At 64.6% G+C, this 25,622-nt stretch carries 26 protein-coding genes and 1 pseudogene; 23 read left to right on the top strand and 4 right to left on the bottom strand.

Annotation, left to right across the window (positions count from 1 at the left end; genetic code table 11):
- Nucleotides 1-124: pseudogene (locus tag IEY58_RS33455) on the top strand (electron transfer flavoprotein subunit alpha/FixB family protein); the annotation flags it as partial.
- Between the two features lie 443 nt (nt 125-567).
- On the opposite strand, the gene IEY58_RS33450 reads toward IEY58_RS33455, so the two are convergent.
- Entirely contained in the window at nt 568-1,473 is a 906-nt protein-coding gene (locus tag IEY58_RS33450) for a LysR family transcriptional regulator (protein WP_189052531.1), read from the bottom strand.
- A 157-nt stretch (nt 1,474-1,630) separates the two neighbouring features.
- On the opposite strand from IEY58_RS33450, the gene IEY58_RS33445 reads away from it, so the two are divergent.
- Entirely contained in the window at nt 1,631-2,014 is a 384-nt protein-coding gene (locus tag IEY58_RS33445) for a DoxX family protein (RefSeq protein ID WP_229744158.1), read from the top strand.
- A 44-nt stretch (nt 2,015-2,058) separates the two neighbouring features.
- Complete coding sequence (locus tag IEY58_RS33440; protein ID WP_189052529.1) at nt 2,059-2,931, top strand: NmrA family NAD(P)-binding protein; 873 nt, start codon at nt 2,059-2,061, stop codon at nt 2,929-2,931.
- 265 nt (nt 2,932-3,196) lie between these two features.
- Here the strand turns inward: IEY58_RS33440 and IEY58_RS33435 are convergent, their stop codons facing one another.
- Together IEY58_RS33435 and IEY58_RS33430 are read right to left on the bottom strand one after the other, a co-directional pair.
- Nucleotides 3,197-3,973, bottom strand: a complete 777-nt coding sequence (locus IEY58_RS33435) for an IclR family transcriptional regulator (RefSeq protein ID WP_189052528.1) — start codon at nt 3,971-3,973, stop codon at nt 3,197-3,199.
- Between the two features lie 3 nt (nt 3,974-3,976).
- Entirely contained in the window at nt 3,977-4,756 is a 780-nt protein-coding gene (locus IEY58_RS33430) for an IclR family transcriptional regulator (RefSeq protein WP_268237605.1), read from the bottom strand.
- Between the two features lie 152 nt (nt 4,757-4,908).
- Here IEY58_RS33430 and IEY58_RS33425 point away from each other — a divergent pair, with 152 nt between their 5' ends.
- The 18 genes from IEY58_RS33425 (at nt 4,909) to lhpI (ending at nt 21,839) form a co-directional block, all read left to right on the top strand.
- Complete coding sequence (locus tag IEY58_RS33425) at nt 4,909-5,718, top strand: shikimate dehydrogenase family protein (protein ID WP_189052527.1); 810 nt, start codon at nt 4,909-4,911, stop codon at nt 5,716-5,718.
- 55 nt (nt 5,719-5,773) lie between these two features.
- Nucleotides 5,774-6,442 carry an amino acid ABC transporter permease gene (locus IEY58_RS33420; protein WP_189052526.1) on the top strand — a complete coding sequence of 223 codons (669 nt, stop codon included), beginning with the start codon at nt 5,774-5,776 and terminating at the stop codon, nt 6,440-6,442.
- A gap of 7 nt (nt 6,443-6,449) precedes the next feature.
- Complete coding sequence (locus IEY58_RS33415) at nt 6,450-7,100, top strand: amino acid ABC transporter permease (RefSeq protein WP_189052525.1); 651 nt, start codon at nt 6,450-6,452, stop codon at nt 7,098-7,100.
- A gap of 41 nt (nt 7,101-7,141) precedes the next feature.
- Nucleotides 7,142-7,987: a transporter substrate-binding domain-containing protein gene (locus IEY58_RS33410; protein ID WP_189052524.1), complete on the top strand. Its 846-nt coding sequence runs from the start codon at nt 7,142-7,144 to the stop codon at nt 7,985-7,987.
- A 61-nt stretch (nt 7,988-8,048) separates the two neighbouring features.
- The gene (locus tag IEY58_RS33405; RefSeq protein ID WP_189052523.1) at nt 8,049-8,813 is read left to right on the top strand and encodes an amino acid ABC transporter ATP-binding protein; all 765 of its coding nucleotides are present in this window, start codon (nt 8,049-8,051) and stop codon (nt 8,811-8,813) included.
- 9 nt (nt 8,814-8,822) lie between these two features.
- Nucleotides 8,823-9,884, top strand: coding sequence for an alcohol dehydrogenase catalytic domain-containing protein (locus IEY58_RS33400; protein ID WP_189052522.1), 1,062 nt, complete (start codon nt 8,823-8,825; stop codon nt 9,882-9,884).
- A 10-nt stretch (nt 9,885-9,894) separates the two neighbouring features.
- Nucleotides 9,895-10,395, top strand: coding sequence for a MaoC family dehydratase (locus IEY58_RS33395; protein WP_189052521.1), 501 nt, complete (start codon nt 9,895-9,897; stop codon nt 10,393-10,395).
- Nucleotides 10,392-11,924, top strand: coding sequence for an acyl CoA:acetate/3-ketoacid CoA transferase (locus IEY58_RS33390; RefSeq protein ID WP_189052520.1), 1,533 nt, complete (start codon nt 10,392-10,394; stop codon nt 11,922-11,924). The genes IEY58_RS33395 and IEY58_RS33390 overlap by 4 nt, the downstream gene beginning before the upstream one ends.
- 8 nt (nt 11,925-11,932) lie before the next feature.
- Entirely contained in the window at nt 11,933-12,160 is a 228-nt protein-coding gene (locus tag IEY58_RS33385) for an aldo/keto reductase (protein ID WP_189052519.1), read from the top strand.
- A 179-nt stretch (nt 12,161-12,339) separates the two neighbouring features.
- Nucleotides 12,340-13,275, top strand: a complete 936-nt coding sequence (locus tag IEY58_RS33380; RefSeq protein WP_189052518.1) for a LysR substrate-binding domain-containing protein — start codon at nt 12,340-12,342, stop codon at nt 13,273-13,275.
- Between the two features lie 101 nt (nt 13,276-13,376).
- On the top strand, nt 13,377-14,831 hold the full coding sequence (gene leuC / locus IEY58_RS33375; RefSeq protein WP_189052533.1) for a 3-isopropylmalate dehydratase large subunit: 1,455 nt from the start codon (nt 13,377-13,379) through the stop codon (nt 14,829-14,831).
- The gene (gene leuD, locus IEY58_RS33370) at nt 14,809-15,426 is read left to right on the top strand and encodes a 3-isopropylmalate dehydratase small subunit (RefSeq protein ID WP_189052517.1); all 618 of its coding nucleotides are present in this window, start codon (nt 14,809-14,811) and stop codon (nt 15,424-15,426) included. The genes leuC and leuD overlap by 23 nt, the downstream gene beginning before the upstream one ends.
- Nucleotides 15,423-16,493 carry a 3-isopropylmalate dehydrogenase gene (leuB, locus tag IEY58_RS33365; protein ID WP_229744156.1) on the top strand — a complete coding sequence of 357 codons (1,071 nt, stop codon included), beginning with the start codon at nt 15,423-15,425 and terminating at the stop codon, nt 16,491-16,493. The genes leuD and leuB overlap by 4 nt, the downstream gene beginning before the upstream one ends.
- The gene (locus IEY58_RS33360; RefSeq protein ID WP_189052515.1) at nt 16,490-17,614 is read left to right on the top strand and encodes an ABC transporter ATP-binding protein; all 1,125 of its coding nucleotides are present in this window, start codon (nt 16,490-16,492) and stop codon (nt 17,612-17,614) included. Before leuB ends, IEY58_RS33360 begins: the two co-directional genes overlap by 4 nt.
- Before the next feature lie 28 nt (nt 17,615-17,642).
- Nucleotides 17,643-18,683, top strand: a complete 1,041-nt coding sequence (locus tag IEY58_RS33355) for an ABC transporter substrate-binding protein (protein ID WP_189052514.1) — start codon at nt 17,643-17,645, stop codon at nt 18,681-18,683.
- A 13-nt stretch (nt 18,684-18,696) separates the two neighbouring features.
- On the top strand, nt 18,697-20,034 hold the full coding sequence (locus tag IEY58_RS33350) for an ABC transporter permease (protein WP_189052513.1): 1,338 nt from the start codon (nt 18,697-18,699) through the stop codon (nt 20,032-20,034).
- Between the two features lie 3 nt (nt 20,035-20,037).
- Nucleotides 20,038-20,865: an ABC transporter permease gene (locus IEY58_RS33345; protein WP_189052512.1), complete on the top strand. Its 828-nt coding sequence runs from the start codon at nt 20,038-20,040 to the stop codon at nt 20,863-20,865.
- 35 nt (nt 20,866-20,900) lie between these two features.
- A complete protein-coding gene (lhpI, locus tag IEY58_RS33340) occupies nt 20,901-21,839 on the top strand; it encodes a bifunctional Delta(1)-pyrroline-2-carboxylate/Delta(1)-piperideine-2-carboxylate reductase (RefSeq protein WP_189052511.1) in 939 nt (312 codons plus the stop codon).
- A gap of 478 nt (nt 21,840-22,317) precedes the next feature.
- On the opposite strand, the gene IEY58_RS33335 is transcribed toward lhpI, so the two are convergent.
- Nucleotides 22,318-23,751 (bottom strand): PucR family transcriptional regulator, encoded by a 1,434-nt coding sequence (locus IEY58_RS33335; RefSeq protein ID WP_189052510.1) that lies wholly within the window; start codon nt 23,749-23,751, stop codon nt 22,318-22,320.
- A 78-nt stretch (nt 23,752-23,829) separates the two neighbouring features.
- Between IEY58_RS33335 and IEY58_RS33330 the strand changes: the two genes are divergently transcribed.
- Both IEY58_RS33330 and IEY58_RS33325 read left to right on the top strand, forming a co-directional pair.
- Entirely contained in the window at nt 23,830-25,287 is a 1,458-nt protein-coding gene (locus IEY58_RS33330; RefSeq protein WP_229744155.1) for an NAD(P)/FAD-dependent oxidoreductase, read from the top strand.
- A gap of 33 nt (nt 25,288-25,320) precedes the next feature.
- On the top strand, nt 25,321-25,622 hold a 302-nt coding region (locus IEY58_RS33325; protein WP_189052509.1), incomplete at its 3' end, for a cupin domain-containing protein.

Raw genomic sequence — 25,622 nt, 5'->3', positions numbered from 1 at the left:
GGTCATCGTCGCCATCAACAAGGACGAGGAAGCGCCGATCTTCCAGATCGCCGACTACGGCCTGGTCGGCGACCTGTTCAAGCTCGTGCCGGAACTCGCGGCCGAGCTCGACAAGGCGAAGTAAGCGTAGGAGCAGCCTCGACTGATTCCGAGGGAGTAGCACTGACGAGGCGGCAGATCTCCGGCTATCGTGTCTGCTCGCACGAATGGCAATCTCGCGGGCTCTTCGCTCGGGAGCGGCCGTTCCGCTCCCGGCCCGTCCAAGCCGAAGGGCGGCCCGGCCGCAGAGCGCCCATGAACGACATTCAGGAGGGTGATCGCAGCGCCTGAAAGCAGTCATCGATTCCGTCTGTTCACCACCGGCCTAACCGGATCGGACGCAAAGTACTTTGAAACGGGGTGCCGTGAGTTTGCGGCAAGCGCATCCGACTAGCGGCAACAGTAGGGAACAATGGAGAGAGCCGTCGCCGGCTTCAGTGTCGTATTCTGTTGGACCGCCGGGCCGCCGACCGGCAGATATAACTTCAGAATGTTGATTTCGAGGGCCGGACGAAGTTGTTCGTCTCGCTATTCCAGATACGGCGTCAGCACATCTTCGATCCATTTCATGAATGCGCGGACTCGGCGCGACAGGTTGCTCCGATGTGCTACGACGAGGGACACGGCGAGCGCGCGGCGACGACAATTGGGTAGGATCTCCACAAGCGCTCCACTCTCTAAGTATCGGCCAATCCCCAAGAGTGGCGCCTGAATCACGCCAAGGCCGGCGAGGGCAGCGGCTTCGTAGGTCTGCGCGCTGTTGACGCGCAGCGCACCTGGCAATTGAAGCGTCGCGTAGCTGTCGCCATCCGGATATTCCCATCCATAGGGTTTTGCGCCCAGTATCGTCGAAAAATGAATTGTCCGATGTTCCTGACGCTGGAGATCTTCTAGCGATCGAGGGACGCCATAGCGCGCCAGATAGGCGGGACTGGCAGCGTTGACCATGCGCAACAGGCCCAGCGGGCGGGCAATCAGCGTCTCGTCCCCTATGGGTCCAAGCCGCAATACACAGTCGAACCCCTCTTGAACCAGATCGACTTGCCGATCCGTACTCGACACCTCCAGCTCCAACTCGGGGTAAGTCGCCATGAAATCCGGCAAGGCCGGCACGATTGTCGTGCGCGCCACCTCGGTCGGAAGATCGACCCGTAAACGCCCGCGAAGTGCCACGCGATCGTCTGCGAACATCGAGTGCAGGTCATCGACTTCAGCAAGCAGATCGCGGGCACGGGCATGAAATGCGCGCCCGTCCTCCGTCAACTGCACGCTGCGCGTCGTCCGGTGCAGGAGCCTGACACCGACATCTTCTTCCAGCTTCCGGACCGCGGTTGAGGCCCTGCCCTTTTGGATGCCCAGGCTATCGGCCGCGTGGGTGAAGCTCCCCATTTCCGCTACCGTTATGAATATGCGGATGGGTTCGAGATTCTGCATGTTCGCGTCTCGGTATTGTACACCACAGAGGGAACAATGTGTTCGCTTTGTCGATGTTTGTCATCTGCGGTAGACACAGTAGGCTTCGAAATTGGGTGACGCCATCGGAGGACGACAAGTGTCCGAAACTATGAAGCTGCCTCAGGTGCCTGAAGCCATGACCTTGCATCGCAGCCTGTGGGCCGGCCGGATCATGAGCGCGATTGTCGTTATCGCTCTGGTGGCAGACGGGGCTATTCAGCTTTTCGTGCCGGCGCAGATCGCAAGCATGTTGCAGGAAACTGGGTTCGCGATGGACCTGACCCGTGTCGTGGGTCCGATCATCCTCGCCTGCGCCATCCTTTATGCCGTCCCGGCTACCGCCGTCCTCGGCGCGATCCTGGTGACGGGCTTTTTGGGGGGCGCCATCTGCGCCCATGTCCGCATCGGCGAGTTGGGGTCGCCGCCGGAAATCATTTCCCTGCTTCTGGGCGCGATGACATGGGGCGGCCTCTACGCGCGCGATCCCCGTATCCGGGCCATTTTGCCGCTCATCCGTTGAACCAACGGGGCAGTGCTCTGTCCCTCGAGATCAGGAGAATACGCATGTTCTTAGTGATGGGAATCACGGGAAAAGTCGGCGGCGCGACGGCAAGGCATTTTCTGGCGCACGGCAAGGAAGTACGCGCGCTCGTCCGCAATCGCGAGAAGGCGTCAAGCTGGGCGAACCAGGGCGTGGAACTGGTTGACGGCGATTGGAATGATCCGGCAGCCATCGAGCGGGCGCTCAAAGGCGTCGAAGGCGCGTTTGTCATGTTGCCGGCTGTCTGGGCCCCCTCGCCCGATTACAAAGAAGCCAAGGGCGTGATTGCGAACTATGTCGAGGCGCTCACCAGGGCAGCGCCGCCGAGGGTGGTAGCGCTTTCGTCGATGGGTGCGAACAGGACCAGCGGGCTTGGGATGATCACGGCCTTGTCGCTTCTGGAGCAAGGTTTTCGCGACCTGATATCGCCAATCGCATTTGTGCGCGCAGGCGGATTCTTCGAAAACTTCCTCTACGGCTTGCAGGTCGCCCAGGGCGGAGCGCTACCGGTCTATTACAATCCGACAAACCGGAAATCGACCATGGTCGCGACGAACGACATCGGCGCGGAGGTCGCAACCCTTTTGACCGGGCCAGCGTGGTCAGGGCAGCGCGTCGTCGAGCTTGGTTCGATGGTCACCGCGGATGAAGTCGCGGAGCAATTGGGTGAAGTCCTGAATCTCGATGTGAAAGCCTTTGCAGTCCCGCGTGCAGGGTGGGCGGAAGCGTTCGAGCAATTCGGCATCCCGAAGGGCCACACCGGACCTGCCGAAGAAATGTTTGAGGCCGTGAACGCGGGATGGATGGACCTCGGAGCCGAGGGTACGGAGCACGTGGCGGGTACGACGTCCGCACGCGATGTATTCGAGGCTGCACAGAACGCCGCCAAGGCGTAAGTCCGGGACGGATCACATACAGCTTCGCCCCTTAGCGGATCTACGCTATTTGCCCTAACCGTGATGAGCAGAATTTAGTCCCGACCACAGGCCAACTGACCGCTTACAGCAGTTCATTGCCTAAAGCCGTCGTTCCGCCATCGGCACGTTCAAGCCGAAGAGCGGCTGCGTCACAAAGCGCCCGTTGCGGACATCTGACGTCAGTTGAAACGAATCCCAACAACTGACATTCGTCCGCTCGCCTGGGGACCGCCATTCGATCCCGCTACCGCGCCGCGAATAATGGCGACGAGGCCGATGCAGCGGCGAGCTCTGCCGCGGTCATGGCGAGCCAGGACGCCATCTCGCTCACCCGCGCTTCGGTCATCCGCAATGTCGGGCCGGCGATGCTGACCGTGCCGATCGGCGATCCGGTGTCCGGCTTTCGGATTGCCGTCGCGAGCGCGGATGTGCCGGTCTGATAGATCTCCGAGACGAACGCGTACCCGCGCTGCCTGCATCCCTCCAGCTGCTGAAACAGCTGCTCGCGGTTGAAGGCCGGCGCTTCGTCGGCCGGCTTTCCCCCAATATCATGACGATCCAGCAGCGCTTCGGCATCCCGCCGGGAGAGGCAGGCAAGCCAGGCCTGGCCGTTCGCCGTGCTGGGCAGGTGCACTTCGGCGCTGACATCGGGATCGTACATGAGACCGCTCCTGGAGCCCTGCGCCTTGGCGACCCAGGTCAAACGATCGCCCTCGATCACCGCAAGGCGTACGAGCTCGCCGGTCCGCTTCGCGAGATCGTCCAGGATCGGCTGGACCAGGTCGGTGACTCCGCTGGCGCCCAGATATGCCAGGCCCAGTGCCGCGAGCTTCAGGCGCAACCGGTAGGTCTGCCGGTCGGCGCCATGCCTGACATAATCACTCTGCGCGAGCTCCTGGAGCAGCCGCTCCGTCGCCGCGAACGGGATGCGCAACTGCTCGGACACCGCGCGCGCGGACAGCCCGTGAGGATGCTTCGCGAGAAGCTCGACAATCGCGATGGACCGCAGCCGGCTCGACATTTCCTAGTGCCCGACCTCGTGCTGGGGGAAGATCGGCAGGGACGCGCCGGCCTCGGCGATCTTCCGCGCCGTCTCGATGAGGCGTGGCGCGATGCGGTCGAGCTGCGCGTCCGTCATGCGCAGCGACGGCCCGGCAACGCTGATCGTTCCGATCGGAGATTTCGTGTCGGGGCGAACGATCGGGGCTGCGACGGCCGAGGTCCCGGCCTCGTAGGTCTCGAAGATCTTGGCATAGCCGAGCTTCCGGGCCTGACGGACCAGCGTCATAAGCTCCCTGATCGTCTTGGGCGCATTGGGGCCATAGCCTTCCCGGTTGAACCCCTGTCGCGCGACCAGCTGCAACGCTGCTTCCTCGCTGAGGCACGACAGCCAGGCATGGCCGTTGGACGTGGCAGGCAGATAGACCTCCGACCCTTCGTCCGGATTGTAGAGCAGCCCGCGCTTCGCTCCTTGCGCCTTGGCGATCCGTAGCAGCCGCTCGCCGTCGATCGCGGCGAGCACGACCAGTTCGCCCGTCGCTTCGGCGAGTTCTTCGACGAGCGGCAGCACCGTGGTCGCGGCACCGGCGGCCGACAGGTAGGTCAGGCCGAGCGAGACGATCTTCGCCGTGAGCTTGTAGGCGCCGCCGTCGAAATCCTGCCGGACGAAGCCTTCTTCACGCAGGTCGGCGAGCAGCCGGTGGGTTGCGCTTCGCGGGATGCCCAGGCTGTCCGAGATCTCGGCAAGCGGCGTGCCGCCGGCGTGCCCTGTCAAAAACTCCAATATTCCCAGTGCCCTATCCATCCGCCCTCCAAATGGGACTCTATTCCAATTGGAACGCAATGTCATCGCTTGACATGAGTGGAATGAATTCCATAATGAAACACATTCCAATTTCGATTGATCGTCGCCGGCAATGACCGACTTCGACCACACACATCGACAAGGAAGCAGTCGTGAGCGCACCGGCCTTCGCCATTCCATCGCCTACCGGATCCACCCGGCTTTACGCGGTGGTGGGCAATCCGATCGAGCAGGTGATGGCGCCGAGCTTGATGAATCGGCTGTTCCTCGATCGGAACGTGGACGCTGTCCTGGTGCCGGTCAAAGCGGAAGCGTCGGGCATCGCCGCCGTCATCGAGGGGCTGAAATTGATCGGCAATCTCGGTGGGATCCTGGTCACAGTGCCGCATAAGTTCGCCGCCTGTGGTCACGCTGATCATCTGAGTGAGCGCGCGGAGCTGGCCCAGTCGGCGAACGCTCTGCGACGTGAGGCCGACGGCTCGTGGTCGGCCGACAATTTCGACGGCGCCGGGTTCGTGGCTGGACTGCTTAAGGCCGGATACGCGGTCGCCGGCAAGATGATCTCGCTCGTGGGCGCCGGCGGGGCCGGCGTCTCGATCGCGGCCGCACTCATGCTGGCGGGTACGGCCGATCTCTCCATCACCGACGTTGACGAGCAGCGCATGGCGGCCCTTGCGGATCGCCTGGCTCAGCGTTGGCCGGGTCGGATCCGAGCCTCCTCGATGCCTATTGCAGGGGACATCATGATCAATGCGACGCCTATCGGGCTCCAGCCCGAGGATCTGCTGCCATTCTCGGTCGACAACCTGCCGCCGCGGACGGTGGTGTCCGACATCATCATGAAGCCCGCGGAGACCAGGCTGCTCGCTGCAGCACGCGCCCGCGGACTGCGTGTCCATCCGGGCTTGCCGATGCTGACGGAGCAGATCGAGCTCTATCGCCAGTTTTTCCGAGTGCCATAAGCGCCGAAACGGGACGGACGCGGCAGTCGATAAGCCGCGCCGCGAAAGGGAGAGAATGACCTATCGCTTTGATTTCGGCGTGTTGCTGCCGTTCTGGGAACAGTTCCTGCGAGGATGCGGGCTCACCATCCTGCTGGCGACTTGCTCGATCGTGATCGGGCTCGCGATCGGCATCGTCACGGCACTCGCCAAAGGCAGCTTATTTCGATCGGTCCGCTTGATAGCGACCAGCTACGTCGAGCTGATCCGCAACACGCCATTCCTGGTCCAGGTCTTCTTTATCTATTTCGGCCTGCCGACCCTGGGCCTGGCCTTGAAGCCCTGGAGTGCGGCGATCCTGGCCTTGAGCGTCAACTGCGGCGCCTTCGCGGCGGAGGTAATCCGGGGCGGTATCGATGCGATCCCGAAGGGGCAGTACGAAGCGGGCGCAGCACTCGGCCTGAAGCCGCTGCAGGTCTTCCGCTACATCGTGCTGAAGCCGGCACTCCGGATCATCTTCCCGGCACTCTCGGGTCAGTTCGTGCTGGCGTTGCTCACGACCAGCATCGTCTCGTCGATCTCTGCCGAGGAGCTGACGGCGGTCGCGCAATCGCTCGACACGATGACCTTCCGCAGCTTCGAAATCTATATCGTGGCGACGGCGCTCTATCTCGCCATGTCGCTGATGTTCGCGACCATCTTCAAGCTGGTCAATCGCGCCTGCTTTTCCTATCTGGTGAAGTGAGGCAGCGATGATCCGGCAATTCGGCCTCAACGAAGCCCTTTCGATCCTCTCCGGCATCGAATCGACGGTCATTCTGTCCTTTATCGCATTCGTCGGTGGCGGGATCTTCGGGGGCATCATCGCGCTGCTGCGCACGTCCGAGGCAGCACCCCTTCAGCGCTTTGCAGCGATCTATATCGACTTCTTCCAGGGCACGCCGCTGCTCATGCAGCTATTCCTGGTGTTCTACGGCCTGCCGGTATTTGGCCTGCATCTGAACCCGTGGGTCGCCGTCACCATCGGCCTGACGCTCCATGCCAGCGCCTTCCTCGGGGAGATTTGGCGGGGCGGCATCCAGGCCGTACCGCGGGGCCAGACCGAGGCAGCGCGAGCGCTGGGCCTGCGCTATCGCGACCGCATGATCAGCGTGGTGCTGCCCCAGGCGATCCGACTGTCCATCGCTCCGACGGTCGGCTTCCTCGTGCAGCTCATCAAGGGCACGTCGCTCGCGGCCATCATCGGATTCGTCGAGCTGTCCCGCTCAGCGCAGATCGCGGCCAGCACGACCTACAAGCCGCTCATCGCCTATGGCCTCGCCGCCATCTTCTACTTCGTCCTCTGCTTTCCCCTGTCGCGCCTCAGCGCCGGACTGGAGAGGCGCCTCGTCGTCAGAACCTGAAACTCGAACGCGGGCAAGCCGCATCTTGGGAGGAAACGTCTATGGTCGGATTGAATTTTTTGAAGGGTCTTGGGACCACCGCTGCACTCACCCTGGTGGTTGTGGCGGCCGGAACCTCGAACGCGTCGGCGCAGACCGTCGCATCCATCAAGCAGAGCGGCGTCCTCAAGGCCGGCGTCCAGGTGGCCCAGGTGCCGTGGGGCTTCACTGACGGTTCCGGCAAGCTGACCGGGTTCGACGTCGAGTTGACCGAGCTTCTGGCCAAGGATCTGGGCGTAAAGCCGCAGTTCACGCCGGTCACACCGTCCAACCGGGTCGCGGCCCTGCTGACCGGACAGATCGACATGATCGCCGCTGCCATGGGCATCTTCCCTGACCGGCAGAAGGTGGTGCTGTTCTCTCGGCCCTATACCAACATCGACAACGTCTATGTCGGTCCAGCCTCGCTCAAGGTCTCGGGTTATGCCGACCTGAAGGGGCACACGATCGGTGTGCCGCGCGGAACACCGCAGGACGTCTCGGCTACGAAGGCGGCGCCGTCCGGGGCGACGATCCAGCGCTTCGACGATGATGCCAGCACGGTCCAGGCGCTGATCGCGGGCCAAGTCGACGTGGTGGGTCTGGCGGCGACGCAACTGCCGAACATCGACCAGGTCGCCGGCAAGGGCAAGTTCGACCAAAAGTTCGTGATCTCGCGCAACTTCGACGCTATCGCCGTCCGGCCCGATGCCCGCGAGTGGGTCACCTACATCAACGATTTCATCGCCCGCAAGATCGCGAGCCGCGAGTTGCCGGCGCTCTACAAGAAGTGGATCGGCGGCGAGCTCGCCAAGATGCCGACGTCCGGCGAGGGCTCGGACGCGCTGCCGATGGAATTCAACAATTGAGACGCCCCGGACGGACGATCTCGTCCGTCCGATCCCTCACGCCTGAACCATAGAGATCCTCATGCCTGCTAACCCATCCGCTGCCCCGGACAGACCAGAGATCATCTCGATCGCCGGCCTCAGCAAATGGTTCGGTCCGTTCCAAGTTTTGAAGAATGTCGACCTCACGGTCGGTGCCGGCGAGCGGATCGTGATCTGCGGGCCGTCCGGTTCGGGCAAGTCGACGCTGATCCGCTGCATCAACAGCCTCGAGCGCTACGAGCAAGGCACGCTCACGGTCGACGGCATCGATCTTGGCGCCGGCGGCAAGAACGTTGAAGCGGTCCGGGCCGAGGTCGGCATGGTGTTCCAGCAGTTCAACCTGTTTCCGCACCTGACGGTTCTGGAGAACTGCATGCTGGCGCCGATGAAGGTGCGCCGCGTCGGCAAGTCCAAGGCGGAAGAGACCGCCATGAAGTACCTGACCCGCGTCCGAATTCCGGACCAGGCCGGCAAATACCCGGCGCAGCTTTCCGGCGGCCAGCAACAGCGCGTGGCGATCGCCCGGGCGCTGTGCATGACGCCGAAGATCATGCTGTTCGACGAGCCGACCTCCGCCCTCGACCCCGAGATGGTGAAGGAGGTGCTCGACACCATGATCGGTTTGGCGAACGACGGCATGACGATGCTCTGCGTCACCCATGAGATGGGCTTCGCCCGCCAGGTCGCCGATCGCGTGATCTTCATGGATCGGGGCGAGATCGTCGAGGAGAACGCGCCGCAAGCCTTCTTCGACGATCCGCAGAACGAGCGGACCCGCAGCTTCCTCGGCCAGATCCTGCACTAGGAGGACGCGATGCGCGCGGTCATTCTGAACGAATTCGGCGGACCGGATGTGCTGCGGTGCACCGAGGTCCCGCGTCCGCAACCCGGCCCCGGCGAGGTTCTGGTCAGGATCGCATGCTGTGGTGTCTGCCATCTCGATCTGATCCTGCGGTCAGGCATGCGGTCCCGCGTGCAGCCACCCCGGATCCTCGGGCACGAGCTCGCCGGCGAGGTGATCGAAACCGGTGCGGATGTTCAGGGTCTGGTCCCTGGCGACCGGGTCGCCTCCTTCAATTTCCAGGCCTGCGGCCATTGCCAGGATTGCCTCAAGGGCCGGCCTTCGCTCTGCCGGCAGACCCATGGCGACATCGGCCAGACCCGCGACGGGGGCTATGCCGAATATGCCGTCCTGCTCGCCAGCAATCTGGTCAAGGTGCCGGCCGGCATGCCGCTCGACCACGCCTGCTTTGCCGCCTGCGTCTATGGCCCGCCCTACAAGGCGATCCGGCAGATCGGCAAGATCGAGCCGGGCCAGACGGTGGTCATCACCGGCGCCAGCGGCGGGCTGGGGCTGGCCGCCATCCAGATCGTCAAGGCCCTCGGCGGCCGCAGCATCGCCATCACCAGCACCGCCGACAAGGTCGCACCCCTGAAGGCTGCGCACGCGGACGAGGTCGTCGTCAGCCGCGACGGCACCTTCGGCGAGGAGGTCCGACGGCTGACCGGCGGTCGCGGCGTCGATCTCGTCGTCGAGCTCATCGGCTCGCCGACCTTTCATGGCGCGCTCCGCAGCCTGGCGCCTGGCGGGCGCTGCGTCGTCATCGGCGAGCTGCACGGCAAGCCGATCGAGCTCAACCTCGGCCTGCTGATCATCAAGGAATGGGAGATCCGGGGCGTGCAGAGCGCGTCCGGCGCGGATCTCCGCGAGATCTTGGACTTCATGCACGAGCACGGGCTCGACCCGGTCGTCTGGAAGCGGATGGCGCTCGAAGACGCGGCCGAGGCGCATCGCGAGCTCGCCAATCGCGAAGCCGTCGGACGCATCCTGCTCGTGCCGTCTCTCACGCCCTCCCTCGCTGCACTCGCTTCGTAAGGAACCGACAATGCTGCCCGGCAACTACTTCGACGACATCACGGTGGGCGAGGAGCGCGTGACGCCGCGCGTCACCGTTACCGAAGGTCATATCCTGGCCTACGCCGGCGTCTCCGGCGACTTTTCCCCGGTCCATTTCGACGAGACTTACGCGCGCACGACCGAGTTCGGTGGGCGCATCGCCCATGGCCTCATGGGCCTGTCGCTGACGGATGGGCTGAAGGTCCAGTCAGCCTATTTCCGCGACGGCATCGCGCTCGGCTGGTCCTGGAACTTCAAGCGGCCGATCCAGATCGGCGACACGCTGCAGGTGAAGTTCAAGGTCCGCGAGGCGCGGCCGTCCAAGAGCATGCCGGCGATGGGCATCCTGTTCATCGAGATGCAATTGACCAATCAGCGCGACGAGATCGTGCAGGAAGGCGAACATCGGCTGATGGTGCCGCGCCGGCCGGAGCTGGTCGGCCAGGAGCTGCCCAATCAGGAGCTGCCCAATCAGGAGCTTCGGGCATGACGCGCAACAAGTTCATGTCGGCCGACGAGGCCGTCCGCCTCATCAAGGACCATGACACCGTCGCGCTCATCGGCGGCGGCGGCGGGCTCGTCGAGCCGACCCACGTGTTCCGCGCGGTTTCCCGACGCTTCCTCTCGACCGGCTACCCACGCAACCTGACCGTCCTCCACGCGCTCGGCATCGGCGACAAGAAGATGGAGGGGATGAACCACTTTGCCCGTGAGGGCCTGGTCAAGCGCGTCATCGGCGGCCATTGGGTCTGGTCGCCCAAGATGCAGGAGATGGCGCGCGACGAGAAGATCGAAGCCTATGTGCTGCCGAGCGGCTGCGTGATGCAGCTCTATCGCGAGATCGGCGGCAAGCGCCCGGGCCTGTTCACTCATGTGGGGCTCGGCACCTTCGTCGATCCGCGCCAGCAGGGCGGCAAGATGAACCGGTCCGCCCAGGAGGATCTGGTCGAGCTGGTCACGATCGGTGGCCGGGAGCTGCTCTGGTACAAGTCCTTCCCGATTAATGTCGCCATCATTCGCGGCTCGTTCGGCGACGCGGACGGCAACATCAGCCTCGACCAGGAAGCGGCCAACGTCGACATCTATGCCGCCGCCCTCGCGGCGCATAATTCCGGCGGCATCGTGATCGCCCAGGTCCGCACGGCGGTTGATCTCAATTCCCTGCCGGCGCGCTCGGTCCGCGTACCGGGCGCCATCGTCGATGCGGTGGTCGTCGATCCCGGCCAGCAGATGAGCTACGACCTGCCGTACGACCCGCTGCTGTCCGGCGAGCGGCGCGGCCCGATCACCATCGATCCGCCCGAGCCCCTGAACGTGCGGTCGCTCATCGCGCGCCGCGCCTATAGAGAGCTCCGCGACGGCGACGTGATCAACTTCGGCGTCGGCATCGGCGAGGGCGTCGCGAAGATGATGGCGGAGCGCGACGAGGTCGGGCGCTTCTACCAGACGATCGAGCACGGCACCTATGGCGGCTCGCTGCTCGTCGGCCTGCTGTTCGGCTTCGCACGCAGCCCGTCGGCCATGATCGACGGTCCCTCTCAGTTCGACTTCTATTCCGGCGGCGGGCTCGATACCGCGTTCCTCGGCTTCGGCGAGCTGGACCAGCATGGCGATGTCAATGTCTCGAAGCTCGGCGGCCTCACGGTCGGCCCGGGCGGCTTCATGGATATCGCCCAGAACGCCAAGAAGGTCGTGTTCTGCGGCACGTTCGACACCAAGGGCACCAAGGCGGAGATCGCCTCCGGGCGCATCCGTATCCAGCAGCATGGCGCGGTCCGGAAGCTCGTTTCGAAGGTCGAGCAGATCACCTATTCCGGCCAGCAGGCGCTCAAGCTCGGCCACGAAGCGCTGTTCGTGACGGAACGCGCCGTCTTCAAGCTGACGGCGGAAGGCGTCGTCCTCTCAGAAGTGGCGCCGGGCGTCGATATCAAGAGCGACATCCTGGATCAGATGGGCTTCCAGCCGCTCATCCCTCACGATCCCGCCGTTATGGATCGCGCACTCTTCACCGACGGATAGGCCTCCTCATGGAATACGCCAATCTGGGAAGAACCGGCCTCAAGGTCTCGCGCATCGGGCTTGGCTGCATGAGCTACGCCGACCCGACCAAGGGGAACCATAGCTGGGTGCTGGACGAGGCCGCGGGCCGGCCGTTCATTCAGCGTGCGCTCGATGCCGGCATCAACTTCTTCGATACGGCCAACGTCTATTCCAACGCCGCAACAACATTGCCGCTGGCTGATGCTCGCGAGTAGGATGCCGGTGCGTTCACGGGAGGATTTCGGCTAGCCCGGGCTTTGGCAATCCTGTCCACGCGCGGCATGTCATTCCTGGTATCAAGGGCGGATCGCAGATTGACCGTCAAAGCGATTGGTTGTGGCCACTGCCTCGGTGGACCGAGCTTGCGATGACAACAGGCCGCCTGAAGACAGACATGTTCGCGAACTCGAATGCGGCGTTGTTTCGTCCGCACCTTGCCGCACGGATCGACTCCGTCACGCTGATGCTGTTCATCGCGGTGGTGGAGGAAGCCAGTATCGCGAAGGCGGCCGAACGCGAGCATCTGGCGCCGTCCGCCGTCAGCAAGCGGCTCGCCGACCTCGAACATATGATGAAGGTGCCGTTGCTCGAACGGCATCGCCGCGGAGTCACGCTGACCACGGCCGGCGAGGCGTTCCTGGCGCATTCGCGCCGCATTCTGCGCGACCTGTCTCAGCTCGAAAGCGAGATGTCCGAGTTTTCGTCGATGTCGCATGGCGCGCGTGGGCATGTCCGCGCGGCAGCGAATGAATCGGCGTTGTTCGGGTTCTTTCCCGACGCGCTCGGCCGCTTCATGCGCGAACATCCGTATGTGACGGTGGAGCTCCAGCCCGATACCAGCACCGGTGCGGTGCAGAAGGTGCGCGAGGGTGCCGTCGAGTTCGGCATCTTCTGGGGCAGTCAGCCTGTGAATGGCCTCAAGGTGATGTCGTGCTATGTCGACCGGCTGGTGGTCGTCGTGCCGCAGGATCATCCGCTCGCGGGCCAGCGCAATGTCCGCTTCGTGGATCTGCTCGATCATCCGCTCATCCTGCAGGAGCCCTACAGCTCGATCCAAATCCTGACCGAGCGGCTCGCCGTCGAGGCGGGGCGCACGCTGCGTTCCCGCATCCGGGTTGCCGGCTTCGATGCGGTATGTCGGATGGCGCAGGCCGGGCTCGGCATCGGGATCGTTCCGGACTACTTTGTCTCGGATCGCGCCGCGGCCATGCAGATCGCCGAGGTGCCGCTCGACGAAGAGTGGGCAAACCGGTTGCACAAGCTGTGTGTGCGAGACGACGAGGAAATGCCGACGGCGACACGGCTCCTGGTGGAGTTTCTGAGCCGATAGCGCCGGCCCGTCTCAGCCATCGTCGTTCACGCATCCAGCGTTCCGAGATACGTCTTCAGCCGATTTTTCGGCCTGCGCAGACTGCTGCTCCATTCATGGGAATGCATGGAGCCAGTGTGGACACAGTCGCCGGCCAGCCCCGTACGCTGTTCGACAAGCTTTGGGACAAGCATGTCGTGCACCAGCGCGACGACGGGCACACTCTCATCTACATAGACCGCCACTATCTCGGCGACGATCTGCCCCGTGATACCTTCGATGTGCTCGCGCGCAGGGGTCTGCGCGTCCGGCGGCCGGATGCGACCTTCGCCATGGCCGACCATTACGCGTCGACCCGCGGCTGCTCGATCAACGACATCATCGATGCGGACCGGCGTGAGCTCGTCGAGAAGCTGATCGATTTCTCGCGGGCGCAGGGCGTGTCGATGTTTGCGCTCGACGCCCCGCAGCATGGCATCGTCCATGTGACGGGCCCCGAGCAGGGCCTGACGTTGCCCGGCATGACCGTGGTCTGCGGCGACAGCCATACCTCGACGCACGGTGCGTTGGGAGCCTTCGGCTTCGGCATCGGCTCCTCCGAAGTGAGCCATGTGCTCGCGACGCAGACCCTCTGGCAGAAGCGCCCGGCGACGATGCTTGCACGGTTCGCGGGGACGCCCGCTTTCGGCGTCACCGCCAAGGACATAGCACTTGCCATGATCGCCCGGATCGGGGTCTCCGGCGGCGCAGGCCATGTCATCGAGTATGCCGGCGACGCGATCGATGCGTTGAGCGTCGAGGCGCGCATGACCTTGTGCAATCTGTCGATCGAGGCCGGCGCGCGTGCCGGAATGATCGCGCCGGACGAGAAGACTTACGCCTATCTGCAGGGCCGACACTTTGCGCCTCAAGGACCCGCGTGGGCGGCCGCAATTGCGGAGTGGCGGGCTCTGCGCAGCGATCCGGGCGCGCGTTTCTCACGCGAGGTCCTGCTGGATACGGCACGCGTCGCGCCGATGGTGACCTGGGGGACGAACCCGTCGCAATCCGCGCCGATCGACGGCCGCGTATCCGACGTCCTCGACCTCGATGATCCGGCGCAGCGCACGCGTTTGCGCGACGCCCTCGACTACATGGACATTCGGGACGGTCAGCAGCTCGAAGGCCTGCCGGTCGATCGCGTCTTCATCGGCTCCTGCACCAACGGCCGCCTCGAGGACCTGCGGGTGGCCGCGGCGATCTTCGACGGGCGGCGGGTGAAGGTCCCGACCATGATCGTGCCGGGCTCGCGCACCGTCAGGAACGCGGCCACGGCCGAGGGCCTGGACCGCATCTTCCTTGCGGCGGGGGCCGAATGGCGAGAGCCCGGCTGCTCGATGTGCCTGGCGATCAATGGCGACGAAGGGCGGCCCGGCGAGCGGATCGCCTCGACCACGAACCGGAATTTCGTCGGGCGCCAGGGGCGCGGCGTCCGCACGCATCTCATGAGCCCGGGCATGGCTGCCGCAGCCGCGATCGCCGGCCGCCTGGTCGACTATAGGGAGTTGCTGCGCCATGCGGCCGCTGACGCAACTTGAAGCGATCGGCGTGCCGTTGCCGGCCGCCGATATCGACACGGACCAGATCGTGCCCGCGCGGTTCATGCACGTGCGCCGCGTCGACTACGGCCGGTACTTCTTCCACGATTTGCGGTTCGATCCGACCAGCGGTGCCGAGCGGCAGTCCTTCGTGCTGAACCGGCCAGGATATCAGGGCGCGCAGATCCTGGTGGTCGGCCCGAATTTCGGCTGTGGCTCGTCGCGTGAGCAGGCGGTCCATACGCTGGCCGATTTCGGCATCCGGGCACTGGTCGGCACGAGCTTCGGCGACATCTTCCACAACAACTGCCTGAAGAATGGCGTGCTGCCGATCCGCGTGGACGCCGGCTTCGTCGCCGCCTTGCTGTTCTTCCTCGAAGAGACGCCGGGCGCCCGGGTTCGGGTCGACCTGCCGAACCAGCGCGTGACGGCCCCCGACGGCTCCAGCACCGGCTTCGACATCGACCCCTTTCCAAAGGAAGCGCTCATCGGCGGTCTCGATGAGATCGACGTGACGCTGCGCTTCGCTGCGGCGATCGATGCGTACGAGCGCATGCGCGGCGTCGGCCACCCCATGACGAACGAACAGGAATGACCATGAAGATTGCTGTGCTGCCCGGCGACGGAATCGGCCCGGAAGTGACCGCGCAGGCGCTCAAAGTGCTGGACGTATTCGTGCGCGAGGGCATGCCCCTCGAGTTCGAGCAAGGGCTGATCGGCGGCTGCGCCTACGACCAGACTGGCCATCCGCTGCCTGAGGCGACCTTCAAGCTGGCGAAGGAAGCGGATGCAATTCTGTTCGGCGCCGAAGGCGGCTTTCAATACGAAACGTTGCCCCGCGGTCTGCGCCCGGGTGATGCGCTGCTGACGGTGCGCCGGGAATTGCAGCTGTTCGCGAACTTCCGGCCGGTCGTGGCTTTCCCGGAACTGGTGGGTGCCTCGCCGTTGAAGGCCTCGCATATCGACGGGCTCGACCTGGTGATCCTGCGCGAGCTCACGGGCGATCTCTATTTCGGCGAGCCACGCGGCGTGCATGCCGAGAACGGAGTGCAGGTCGGCATCAACACGATGCGGTATGACGAGCGCGAGATCCGGCGGATCGCCCATGTCGCATTCCGCACGGCCCGCACGCGCCGCCGCCGCGTCTGTTCGGTCGACAAGGCGAACGTGCTGGAGACGATGGAGCTCTGGCGCTCGATCCTCGAAGAGGTCGGGCGGGAGTATTCCGACGTCACACTCGAGCATCTTTATATCGATGCGGCAGCGATGGCACTTCTCCGCTCGCCGTTGCACTTCGACGTCATCGTCACCGGCAACCTGTTCGGCGACATCCTGTCCGACGAAGCCTCGATGCTGACGGGCTCGATCGGCATGCTGCCCTCCGCGTCCATGGGCGAGGGCACCAAGGGCCTCTACGAGCCCGTCCATGGCTGCGCACCCGACATCGCCGGTCAGGACATCGCCAACCCGCTGGCCTCGATCCTCTCTGCGGCAATGATGCTGCGGATGAGTTTCGGCGAGAGCGCGGCTGCCGATCGCATCGAGCGCGCGGTCAGGCGCGTGTTGGGCTCCGGCTACCGAACCGCGGATATCGCCGAGCCGGGCACGAAGCAGATCGGAACCGCGCAGATGGGCGACCTGGTGTTCGCCGCGTTGTCATGACGGCGACTGACGCCTGTAACGGCACGCGGAAACCGCTCGTCCGCTTCCGGCAGGTCGGGAAGAGCTACGACGGCGTTACTCACGTCGTCCAGGGCGTGGATTTCGACATCTACAAGGGCGAGTTCCTGTCGCTACTCGGCCCCTCGGGTGCTGGCAAGACGACCTGCCTGATGATGCTGGCCGGGTTCGAGTCTCCAAGCGAGGGCGAGATCTGGCTCGGCGACACGCTGCTCAACACCACGCCGCCGCACAAGCGCGACATCGGCATGGTGTTCCAAAACTATGCGCTCTTCCCGCACATGACGGTGGCGGAGAATGTCGCCTATCCATTGACCGTCCGGCGCGTCGCGCGGGCCGAGCGGTCCGCGTTGGTGAACCGTGCGCTCGACATGGTGCGCATGAGCGCCCTTGCCGGTCGGATGCCGAAAAACCTATCGGGCGGCCAGCAGCAGCGGGTGGCGCTGGCGCGGGCGCTCGTCTTCAATCCGCGCCTGGTGTTGATGGACGAGCCCTTGGGCGCACTCGACAAGCGCCTGCGCGAGCACATGCAGATCGAGCTCAAGGATTTGCACCGCAAGCTGGGGCTGACCTTCGTCTATGTCACCCACGATCAGAGCGAGGCTCTGACGCTCTCCGATCGGGTCGCGGTGTTCGACGGCGGGCGCATTCAGCAGATTGACCGCGTCGACGCGCTCTACGAGACGCCCTGCAACGGCGCCGTCGCGAATTTCGTCGGCGACAGCAATGTCTTCGTCGGTCGCCTCTTGGCCTGTGAGGGCGATGTCGGCCGGATGGTCCTGCCGGGCGGCGAGGTGCTGGTCGGTCGACTGGTTGGCTCACCCCGCATTGGCGAAACCGTCCGGGCCTGTGTCCGACCGGAACGGATGACGCTGGCCGCATCCGGCGACCACGCGGCGTCTGCCGTCGCGACGAATACGCTCCAGGCTTGCAGCGCCGGGACCCTCTATTTCGGCGACCACGTGCGCGTGCGCTTCTCGCTGCCCGAACAGGATGCGGGCTTCGTCAAGGTTCCGCTTGGGGGTGCGGCGTTAGCCGGCGGGGGTGTCGGCGACCCGTTGGTTTTGTGCTTCGCCGAACAGCACATGCGAATCTTCTCGTAAAAAATGCAAATCACAACAGGGGAATGTCATGCGTAAAATTTTGTGGCTCGGCGTCGTCGGGGCAGTGCTCGCAGCCGAGGCCTCGCAAGGGGCGTTGGCGCGCCCGCTTTCGGTGGTCAATTACGGCGGCACGCTGGCTGATGCTCAGCAATCTGCATTCGTGACCCCATTCCAGTCGTCGAGCGGCATCGAGGTGACGGCGTCCTCGTATTCCGGCGAGCAAGCCAAAGTGAAGGCCATGGTCGATGGTCATCAAGTGAGCTGGGACGTCGTCGAGGTCGAATCGACGGACGTCGGCCGCGGTTGCGATTCCGGCATGTATGAGCGGATCGATTGGGCGAAGGTGACGGATGCCGCTGCCCTCGACAAAGCCGCCAAGACGCGCTGTGGCGTCGGTCTGTTTGCCTGGGGCAATGTCTTTGCCTACAACACGAAGCTGACGAAGACCCCGCCCAAGAACTGGGTCGATTTCTGGGACACAAAGAATTTTCCGGGCAAGCGCGGCATGCGGAAATCGGCGCGGGGCAATCTCGAATTCGCGCTGATGGCGGACGGTGTTGCGCCCGGCGATGTTTACAAGGTTCTGGCGACGCCCGCCGGCGTCGATCGCGCGTTCAAGAAGCTCGACGAGCTCAGACCGAACATCCAGTGGTGGGACGCGGGCGCGCAGCCGGCTCAGTTCCTGGTCTCCGGTGACGTCGCCTTGTCCACCGCGTTCAGTGGGCGGATCATCACCGCGCAGAAGAACGGGCAGCCGCTCGACATCGTCTGGAACGGCGCCATCGCGGATTACGACTACTGGGTCATCCCGAAGGGCTCGCCCATGAAGGATGACGCGATGAAGTTCATCAACTACACGATCGGCGCGAACCAGCAGGCCGCGTACCTGGCGCTGCAACCGGGCGGCCCGGTGAACTCGCAAGCCCTGGCGAAGATGTCGCCGGAGCAGCTGAAGAATCTGCCGAATACGCCGGAGCACGCGAAGGCAGACTTGGTTAACGACCGGGTGTTCTGGGACGAGCACGGCGACGACCTGGACCAGCGCTTCGCCGCCTGGGCCGCGCGCTAGTCCGGTGCGCCAGATGACGAACCCGTCGAGCAGTGCGCGGCCGGGCGCGTCACTGGCGCTCGACACGGTCCGTGCGCAGGGGGCGAAGCGCTCGCCGCCCCTCCTGCGTGTGCGCCGTTCAAGCGGCGATGTGCGCGGTGCGCTGCTGCTGATCGCGCCGCTCGCAGCCTTCATGCTCGTGTTCTTCCTCGTGCCGGTGGTGATGCTGATGAGCCGGGCCGTATGGGATCCGGTCGTTACGATCGCCTTCCCACAGACCGCTCAAGCGCTCGGATCTTGGAATGGTGAAGGGTTGCCGCGGCCGGATGCCTTCTCGGCAGCCGCGGCCGACATCGTCGCGGCTGACCTCGCGGGTACCCTTGGAGAGGCCGCGGCTCGGCTCAACCAGGATATGCCGGGGATGCGCCAGCTGCTCCTCCGCACCCGCTCCCATCTGGACGGTGCGGCGGATGACGACGGGACTCCCGGCGCGGACGACAAAGCGCGCCAGCGCGATGAGCAGGCGGTGGAAACCGAACTCGTCGCGTTCGACGGTCGCTGGGGCGATGCTGCGACGTGGCAGGTGCTCGCGAATGACGTCCAGCCGTTGACCCTGGTCTATCTGCTGCGCGCCCTGGATCATGAACGTACGCCGGATGGGGCGATCGTGCCGCTTCCTCGGGACGAAGGCGTTTATCTCTCCATACTCGGTCGCACCTTCTGGATCAGTGCCGTCGTGACGGTGCTCGTCACCTTGCTGGGGTATCCACTGTCATATTGGCTGACCCAGCTGCCCAAGCGTCGGCAGCGTGCCGTTCTGATGGCCGTCCTCATCCCGTTCTGGACTTCGATCCTGGTCCGGATCGCGGCATGGATGGTGGTGCTGCCGCGCGCCGGGCTCGTCAACCGACTGGCGACCTCGCTGCATCTGATCGGCACCCCGCTCGAGCTGCTTTACGACCGTACCGGCGTCATCATCTCGATGGTCCACATCCTGATCCCATTCATGGTTCTGCCGCTGTTCGCGGTCATGAGCGGGATCCCTTCGAGCTATCAGCGCGCCGCGATCTCACTCGGCAGCCATCCGTTCGAGGCGTTCTGGCGCGTCTATGCGCCGCAAACGGCGCCGGGAGTCGCCGCAGGGGCGCTGCTCGTCTTCATCAGCGCACTTGGCTATTACGTGGCACCGGCGCTATTGGGTGGCGCCGGCGATCAGATGCTGAGCTACTACATCGCCTACTACACCAACACGACGATCAATTGGGGGCTGGCGGCCGCGCTGAGCGTGCTGCTGCTGGCGGCGACGGCGCTGCTGTTCATGGTTTACCGGATGGTGGCTGCGCGGCGGCCGGTGGCCTCGGTGGAAGCATAGGCGATGCGGCTCTTTCCTGCCTTCGAGCCCTACCAGCGCTGGCCCGAGAAGCTCTGGTACGTCGCGCTGCGATGTCTTTGTTATGGCGTGCTTGCCTATCTGGTGCTGCCGATCGTGGCGCTGGTGCCGCTGTCCTTTTCCGCTGATTCGTTTCTGGTCTATCCGATCGAGCATTGGTCGCTGCGCTGGTACGACACGCTAGTCACCTCCGAAACCTGGTGGCGGGCGATCCGCAACAGCTTCATCGTAGCGCCCAGCGCCGCCATCCTCGCGACCGTGCTTGGCACGCTCTGCGCCCTCGGCCTCGATCGGGCGAGCTTTCCGGGCAAGCGCGTGCTGGCGGCGTTCATCCTGTCGCCGCTCGTGGCGCCGCTCGTCATCGTCGCGGTCGCGATGTACCTGTTCTACATGCGTGTGCATCTGGCCGGCACCTTCATGGGACTGATCATCGCCCATGCGTTGCTGGGAGCGCCGTTCGTGGTCACGACCGTGAGTTCCGTGCTGAAGGGCTTCGACAAGACGCTCGTGTCCGCGAGTTCGAGCCTTGGCGCCGGGTGCATCGAAACCTTCCTGCGCATTACCCTGCCGCTGATCCTGCCGGGCGTACTGTCGGGCGCGCTGTTCGCCTTTGCGACCTCGTTTGACGAGGTGGTCGTCACGCTGTTCCTGGCCGGTCCCGACCAGGTGACCATCCCACGGCAGATGTTCAGTGGTATTCGCGACAGCATTACGCCTACGATCGTGGCGCTGGCGACGATCCTGGTCCTGTTCTCGACGGCGCTCCTCATCGTCGGCGAATGGATCCGGCGGCGCGGCGAGTCACGGGCCTGACATCGCGACCCCATCCAACTTCCTGGTATTGGGCCATGTTCCGAGCTGACACCGATACTCTCGTCCGACTGCTGCCGTTCCCGGAGTTGATCAAGGCGCTCGCCGCCGCGTTCGTCGCGGGCGCGAATGTGCCGCTGAGGCATTCGCACATCATCGAGAGTGGTACCGACACGGGGACGTCGTTGCTGATGCCGGCCTGGGACGCCGAGGGCTACTACGGCGTGAAGATCGTCAATATCTTCCCGGGGAATCGGGCGAAGGGTCTTCCCGGCCTGCACTCGACCTACACGCTGTTCGATGCACGGACCGGAGCCCCGCTCGCCCTGCTCGATGGCGATGTCATCACGTCGCGGCGCACGGCCGCGGCCGCCGCCCTGGGTGCCTCGTATCTCGCTCGTCCCGATGCAACCCGCCTTGTCGTTGTCGGTGCGGGGCGTGTCGGCGGCCTCGTCGGCCCGGCAATGGCCGCCGTTCGGGAACTCGATGACATTGCGGTCTGGGACATAGATCCCGACGCATCCCAACGGTGCGCCCAGCGCTGGCGGGAGAGCGGATTGCCGGCGCGGGCCGTCGAGCAGCTTGAGCCCGCCGTTCGCGAAGCCGACATCGTGAGCTGCGCGACCCTCGCGAGCCAACCGATCATCAAGCCCGAATGGTTAGCCGCCGGCAGTCATCTTGACCTGATCGGCAGCTTTACGCCGGCGATGGCCGAGGCCGAGCCCGCGTGTTTCGCGCAAGCCGATGTGTGGGTCGATACGGAAGAAGCGTTGATGAAGTCCGGCGATCTGCTCAATGCGATTGCTGCCGGCCGCTGGCGCGCCGATGCGCTGATCGGCAATCTCACGCAGCTATGCCGAGGTCAGATCAAAGGCCGCTCGAACGACCAGCAGCGCACCATATTCAAGGCGGTCGGCACCGCTCTCGAGGACCTTGGCGCGGCGAAGCTGGCGTATCTGGGTCTCAAGAACGCCTGAAGACCTTCAGAGGTCGAGAACGACCACGCGCTGGCCGTCGAAGCGCGTCGCGACCTGCCGGGCCTTCCTTACCCGGCGCTTTGCCGAGGAAAGGGAGAGATTTCTGCCGTTCAAGCCCCACGGGCCTGGCTCGGGTTCCTCACGGTGTCCGGTCGGGTGAAGGATTTGGCGGCAATTTCGACTATGTCGCCGGATAACACTTCGATTTTCTTCTGGCTAAGCCATCGGAGATTGGGGTTGGTCGGGTAGGCGGGGTGACGGAACGGCTTGGTGCCGAGAATGGCGTAAACGATGCCCCCAGTGTCGACATCGCGCCGGTTGCGCCGACTGAACGTGCTCGGTCTGTAACGGCATCGGTTCCACATGGCGCAGTCTGTAATTCGTGACGAACCGCAGCCAACAGAGATGCTCCATGGCCTGATCATTTCTGTTGCGACAGATCAGCTCCATTCCTCATACAACGGTATGGGCTTTCCCCTTACTCAGGCAGGATGCCCGCCGCGTCGCCGGCTTGTAGCGCAAGCCAGAAAGCCGCCGTTCCCAGGGTCGAGGGCGGCTTCAGTCCCGTCAGTTGTTCGATGATGTGCACCCGGTAGACGAGCGTCTGTCGGTGGATGCTCAGCTTGGCAGCCGTCGCCTTCCAACTGCCGTCGTTGGCGAGGAATGTGCGGAGCGTGCGCAGCAGCGAAGAGTCGTGGCTGCGGTCGTACTCGATCAGCGGCCCCAGATATCGATCAACCAACCCACGCGCCTCGGGGAGCGTCTTGGGTGCCAGGGTGGGAGGGGTCCCGCCGGCCCCGTATCTGACCAACCGGACCCGACTCTCGCGCGCCTGAGCGAGGGAGAGCCGTGCCTGATGGACGCTTTCCAGGAAGTCGGCGCCGATGATCGGTCGACTGACCCCTGCTTTCGACTGGGTGCCCAAGGAATTCACAGTGGTCAGGATGAGATCCTCTCGATCGGGCATGACCGCGATCATCACGTCCTGTTGCAGCAGCAGAGGGCTGATATGGCGCAAGTCCGGCGCATGGTGGCTGTCCGGCGCCTCCCACTCTGCCTTCCCGCACGGGGCGATGGCGAGACTGACCAGCGCACCATGCAGGCCTCGCCGCTCCAACACCGCGCGAGCAGCGCCGAAATCGACTTCCCCGTTGAGGAGATCGCGCAAGAGGGTCTCTCCCTCGGCACGACGACCATCCCGCTCGATCGCCTGCTGCTCGAGCTCGACAGCCACCAAGCCGGCCAGATAGTGGACCAGCAGCGGATCCACTATCGTGTGCTCCTTCCGATGCTGCACCTTCAGGACTGCTCGCCTGCGTCCTGGGATATCCACCGTTTCCGCCCGGCTGCCTCCAGCCGGCGGCGGGCCGGATGAGGCGATTGGCTGCCCGCTTGCCAGGTCCTGGATCTCGACGTGCCACCCCTCCCGCCTGCCGAGGATTGCCAACCGGCCCTCGAAGTCCGTCCCATCACGCAACGCGGACGTATACGACTGGAACAGCCGCTGGCTCGCCTCCAGGCGATCTCTCTGTGACTGCAGCGAGCTCTCGATCACCCGGCGCGCGAGCTTGACGAACTCAAGCTCGAAGCTGGCCACGAGCACGGGGAACTTGCGGGCGTCCGCGGCGGCCAGCATCTGGTCCGAGAGTTGGGGCGCATCGGCCCGTGCCGCCACCACCAGCGCACTTACGTTCATGTCGGCAAGACGGCCGAGCCAATCGACCTGATCGGCCGGGGCCTCCGGGACGCCGGCGCCGGTCGTCATGACCAAATTGCCTGCGGCGACCCATCGCCACGGGTCCGGGAGGTCGCAGGCGTGCGCCCATGTGACGAGGCGGCCGCCACCCGCAGCGCCGGCCCGGAAAGCCAGTCCGAGAGTGTCGATGGCAACGAGGCCGTTCACCGTGATCATGCGCCCTTCGCAGCTCCGAGCATCCGCGACGCCGTTCAGACAATTGTACAACAGCTCTCTCGTCACTTGTAGAAGTGCATGATGGACGGGCCGATATCACCCCCCTTTACTGCTTATGAAAATCTCGAACGCCTACACATTCAGGCTCTTGATATGCCGGCTACCCGCGCTCTCACTGCACTGCCCAACGTTCCACTCTGGTATGAAGATGCCGAGCGCGGGAAGGCGTTGGACTCTGATGTCGACGCCGACGTCGCCATTGTCGGTGCTGGCTACACAGGCCTGTGGACCGCGTACTACCTGTTGAAGGCGGCACCCGCCCTGCGGGTGGTGCTCATCGAGCGAGACTATGCCGGCTACGGCGCCTCGGGACGCAACGGCGGTTGGGCGTCCGCGATCTTCCCGGTCTCGCTTCTGCATGTTGCCAGGTCCTCGTCGCATGCCGCGGCACTGGCACTTCAGGCGGCCATGAACGCCACGGTCGACGAGATCGGGCGTGTCCTTCGGGACGAGGGCATCGACGCCAACTACGCCAAGCAAGGGTTTCTGTCGCTGGCGAGGTCGCCCGCGCAGCTCAGCCGCGCCCACGCCGCCGTCCGGGCGTCCGCAGCGCTCGGCCTGCCCGACCAGTGGCGGTTTCTGGATGCGCGAGACGCGTCCGCCAGGGTGGGGGCCGAGGGGGTTGTCGGCGGGCTCTATACCGAGCATTGCGCCCTGGTCCATCCCGGTCGCCTCGTCCGCGGCCTCGCGCGCATTGTCGAAGCGCTCGGCGCTCGCATCTACGAGAGAACGCCGGCAACAAGTTTCAACAGCGGCAGTGTCATCACTCCCCGTGGCAAGGTCCGCGCCCCCATCATCGTTCGGGCGACCGAAGGATTCACGCCGCAGTTCAAGGAACATCGCCGCACCGTCATCCCACTGTACTCGCTGGTGCTCGCCACCGAGCCTTTGCCCCAGCACGTGCGAACGGAGCTGAACCTCGACCACCGCATCGCCTTCAACGACATGCGCCACCTGCGGGTCTATGCCCAGGTGACCGCCGACGGCCGCCTGGTTTTCGGCGGCAGAGGCGCCCCCTATCATTTCGGGTCGAAGGTTTCCGTGGCGTACGACATCGTCGATGCCGTTCACGAGAAGATCCGGGCCACGATGACCGAGTTTTTCCCCGCCCTGAGCGGTGTCCGCGTGACGCATCGATGGGGCGGTGCGCTCGGCGTGCCACGAGACTGGCATCCGTCCGTCGGGCTGGATCGCGTCTCGGGGTTGGCATGGGCGGGTCAGTATGTCGGGGACGGTGTCGCGACAAGCAATCTGGCGGGGCGCATTCTCCGCAACCTCATCCTCGAGCGGGATGAGGAGATCAACCGGCTGCCCATCGTCAACCACCGCTCGCCGCAGTGGGCGCCGGAGCCGTTCCGCTGGCTCGGCGTGAACCTCGGACTCTGCGCCGCGACCATCGGAGACGCCGAGGAGCGCCTCGCCAAGCGCCCCTCCCGAGTGGCTCACGTGCTGGAGTCCCTGACCGGCGCACACTGACGACCTCGACCACAGAGCGCAAAGGAGATCCGGATGACCACCATAACCATCATCAGGAGTGCGGAAGTTACCTCCGGTCCTCTACCCCCTGCCGGTCAACGGCCCGGCGCGGACAAGGGCGACCCGCAGCTTGGCCTGCTGAGGATCGCTCCGAACGCCGGCGGCAACATCGGCATCTGGGAATGCCAGCCCGGCGGCTGGCCCATCAACAACCGCCCCGACACCGAGGTAGCGTTTATCCTGTCGGGCACCGCCACCATCACGGATGCCACCACCGGCATCGCCCACACCGTCACGGCGGGGGATCTCGTCGTCCTGCCCCCGGGCTGGACCGG

It is taken from the genome of Aliidongia dinghuensis (genome assembly GCF_014643535.1).
GTDB lineage: Bacteria > Pseudomonadota > Alphaproteobacteria > ATCC43930 > CGMCC-115725 > Aliidongia > Aliidongia dinghuensis.
Note: the sequence above shows the minus strand (reverse complement) of the source record. Positions and strands in the feature narration are given on the sequence as shown.

Bases quoted from the DNA above. Each gene is read 5' to 3' on its own strand.
- IEY58_RS33450 (WP_189052531.1), bottom strand. From the start codon at position 1,473: ATGCAGAATCTCGAACCCATCCGCATATTCATAACGGTAGCGGAAATG.
- IEY58_RS33445 (WP_229744158.1), top strand. From the start codon at position 1,631: ATGACCTTGCATCGCAGCCTGTGGGCCGGCCGGATCATGAGCGCGATT.
- IEY58_RS33440 (WP_189052529.1), top strand. From the start codon at position 2,059: ATGTTCTTAGTGATGGGAATCACGGGAAAAGTCGGCGGCGCGACGGCA.
- IEY58_RS33435 (WP_189052528.1), bottom strand. From the start codon at position 3,973: ATGTCGAGCCGGCTGCGGTCCATCGCGATTGTCGAGCTTCTCGCGAAG.
- IEY58_RS33430 (WP_268237605.1), bottom strand. From the start codon at position 4,756: ATGGATAGGGCACTGGGAATATTGGAGTTTTTGACAGGGCACGCCGGC.
- IEY58_RS33420 (WP_189052526.1), top strand. From the start codon at position 5,774: ATGACCTATCGCTTTGATTTCGGCGTGTTGCTGCCGTTCTGGGAACAG.
- IEY58_RS33415 (WP_189052525.1), top strand. From the start codon at position 6,450: ATGATCCGGCAATTCGGCCTCAACGAAGCCCTTTCGATCCTCTCCGGC.
- IEY58_RS33410 (WP_189052524.1), top strand. From the start codon at position 7,142: ATGGTCGGATTGAATTTTTTGAAGGGTCTTGGGACCACCGCTGCACTC.
- IEY58_RS33405 (WP_189052523.1), top strand. From the start codon at position 8,049: ATGCCTGCTAACCCATCCGCTGCCCCGGACAGACCAGAGATCATCTCG.
- IEY58_RS33400 (WP_189052522.1), top strand. From the start codon at position 8,823: ATGCGCGCGGTCATTCTGAACGAATTCGGCGGACCGGATGTGCTGCGG.
- IEY58_RS33395 (WP_189052521.1), top strand. From the start codon at position 9,895: ATGCTGCCCGGCAACTACTTCGACGACATCACGGTGGGCGAGGAGCGC.
- IEY58_RS33390 (WP_189052520.1), top strand. From the start codon at position 10,392: ATGACGCGCAACAAGTTCATGTCGGCCGACGAGGCCGTCCGCCTCATC.
- IEY58_RS33385 (WP_189052519.1), top strand. From the start codon at position 11,933: ATGGAATACGCCAATCTGGGAAGAACCGGCCTCAAGGTCTCGCGCATC.
- IEY58_RS33380 (WP_189052518.1), top strand. From the start codon at position 12,340: ATGTTCGCGAACTCGAATGCGGCGTTGTTTCGTCCGCACCTTGCCGCA.
- leuC (WP_189052533.1), top strand. From the start codon at position 13,377: ATGCATGGAGCCAGTGTGGACACAGTCGCCGGCCAGCCCCGTACGCTG.
- leuD (WP_189052517.1), top strand. From the start codon at position 14,809: ATGCGGCCGCTGACGCAACTTGAAGCGATCGGCGTGCCGTTGCCGGCC.
- leuB (WP_229744156.1), top strand. From the start codon at position 15,423: ATGACCATGAAGATTGCTGTGCTGCCCGGCGACGGAATCGGCCCGGAA.
- IEY58_RS33360 (WP_189052515.1), top strand. From the start codon at position 16,490: ATGACGGCGACTGACGCCTGTAACGGCACGCGGAAACCGCTCGTCCGC.
- IEY58_RS33355 (WP_189052514.1), top strand. From the start codon at position 17,643: ATGCGTAAAATTTTGTGGCTCGGCGTCGTCGGGGCAGTGCTCGCAGCC.
- IEY58_RS33350 (WP_189052513.1), top strand. From the start codon at position 18,697: ATGACGAACCCGTCGAGCAGTGCGCGGCCGGGCGCGTCACTGGCGCTC.
- IEY58_RS33345 (WP_189052512.1), top strand. From the start codon at position 20,038: ATGCGGCTCTTTCCTGCCTTCGAGCCCTACCAGCGCTGGCCCGAGAAG.
- lhpI (WP_189052511.1), top strand. From the start codon at position 20,901: ATGTTCCGAGCTGACACCGATACTCTCGTCCGACTGCTGCCGTTCCCG.
- IEY58_RS33335 (WP_189052510.1), bottom strand. From the start codon at position 23,751: ATGATCACGGTGAACGGCCTCGTTGCCATCGACACTCTCGGACTGGCT.
- IEY58_RS33330 (WP_229744155.1), top strand. From the start codon at position 23,830: ATGATGGACGGGCCGATATCACCCCCCTTTACTGCTTATGAAAATCTC.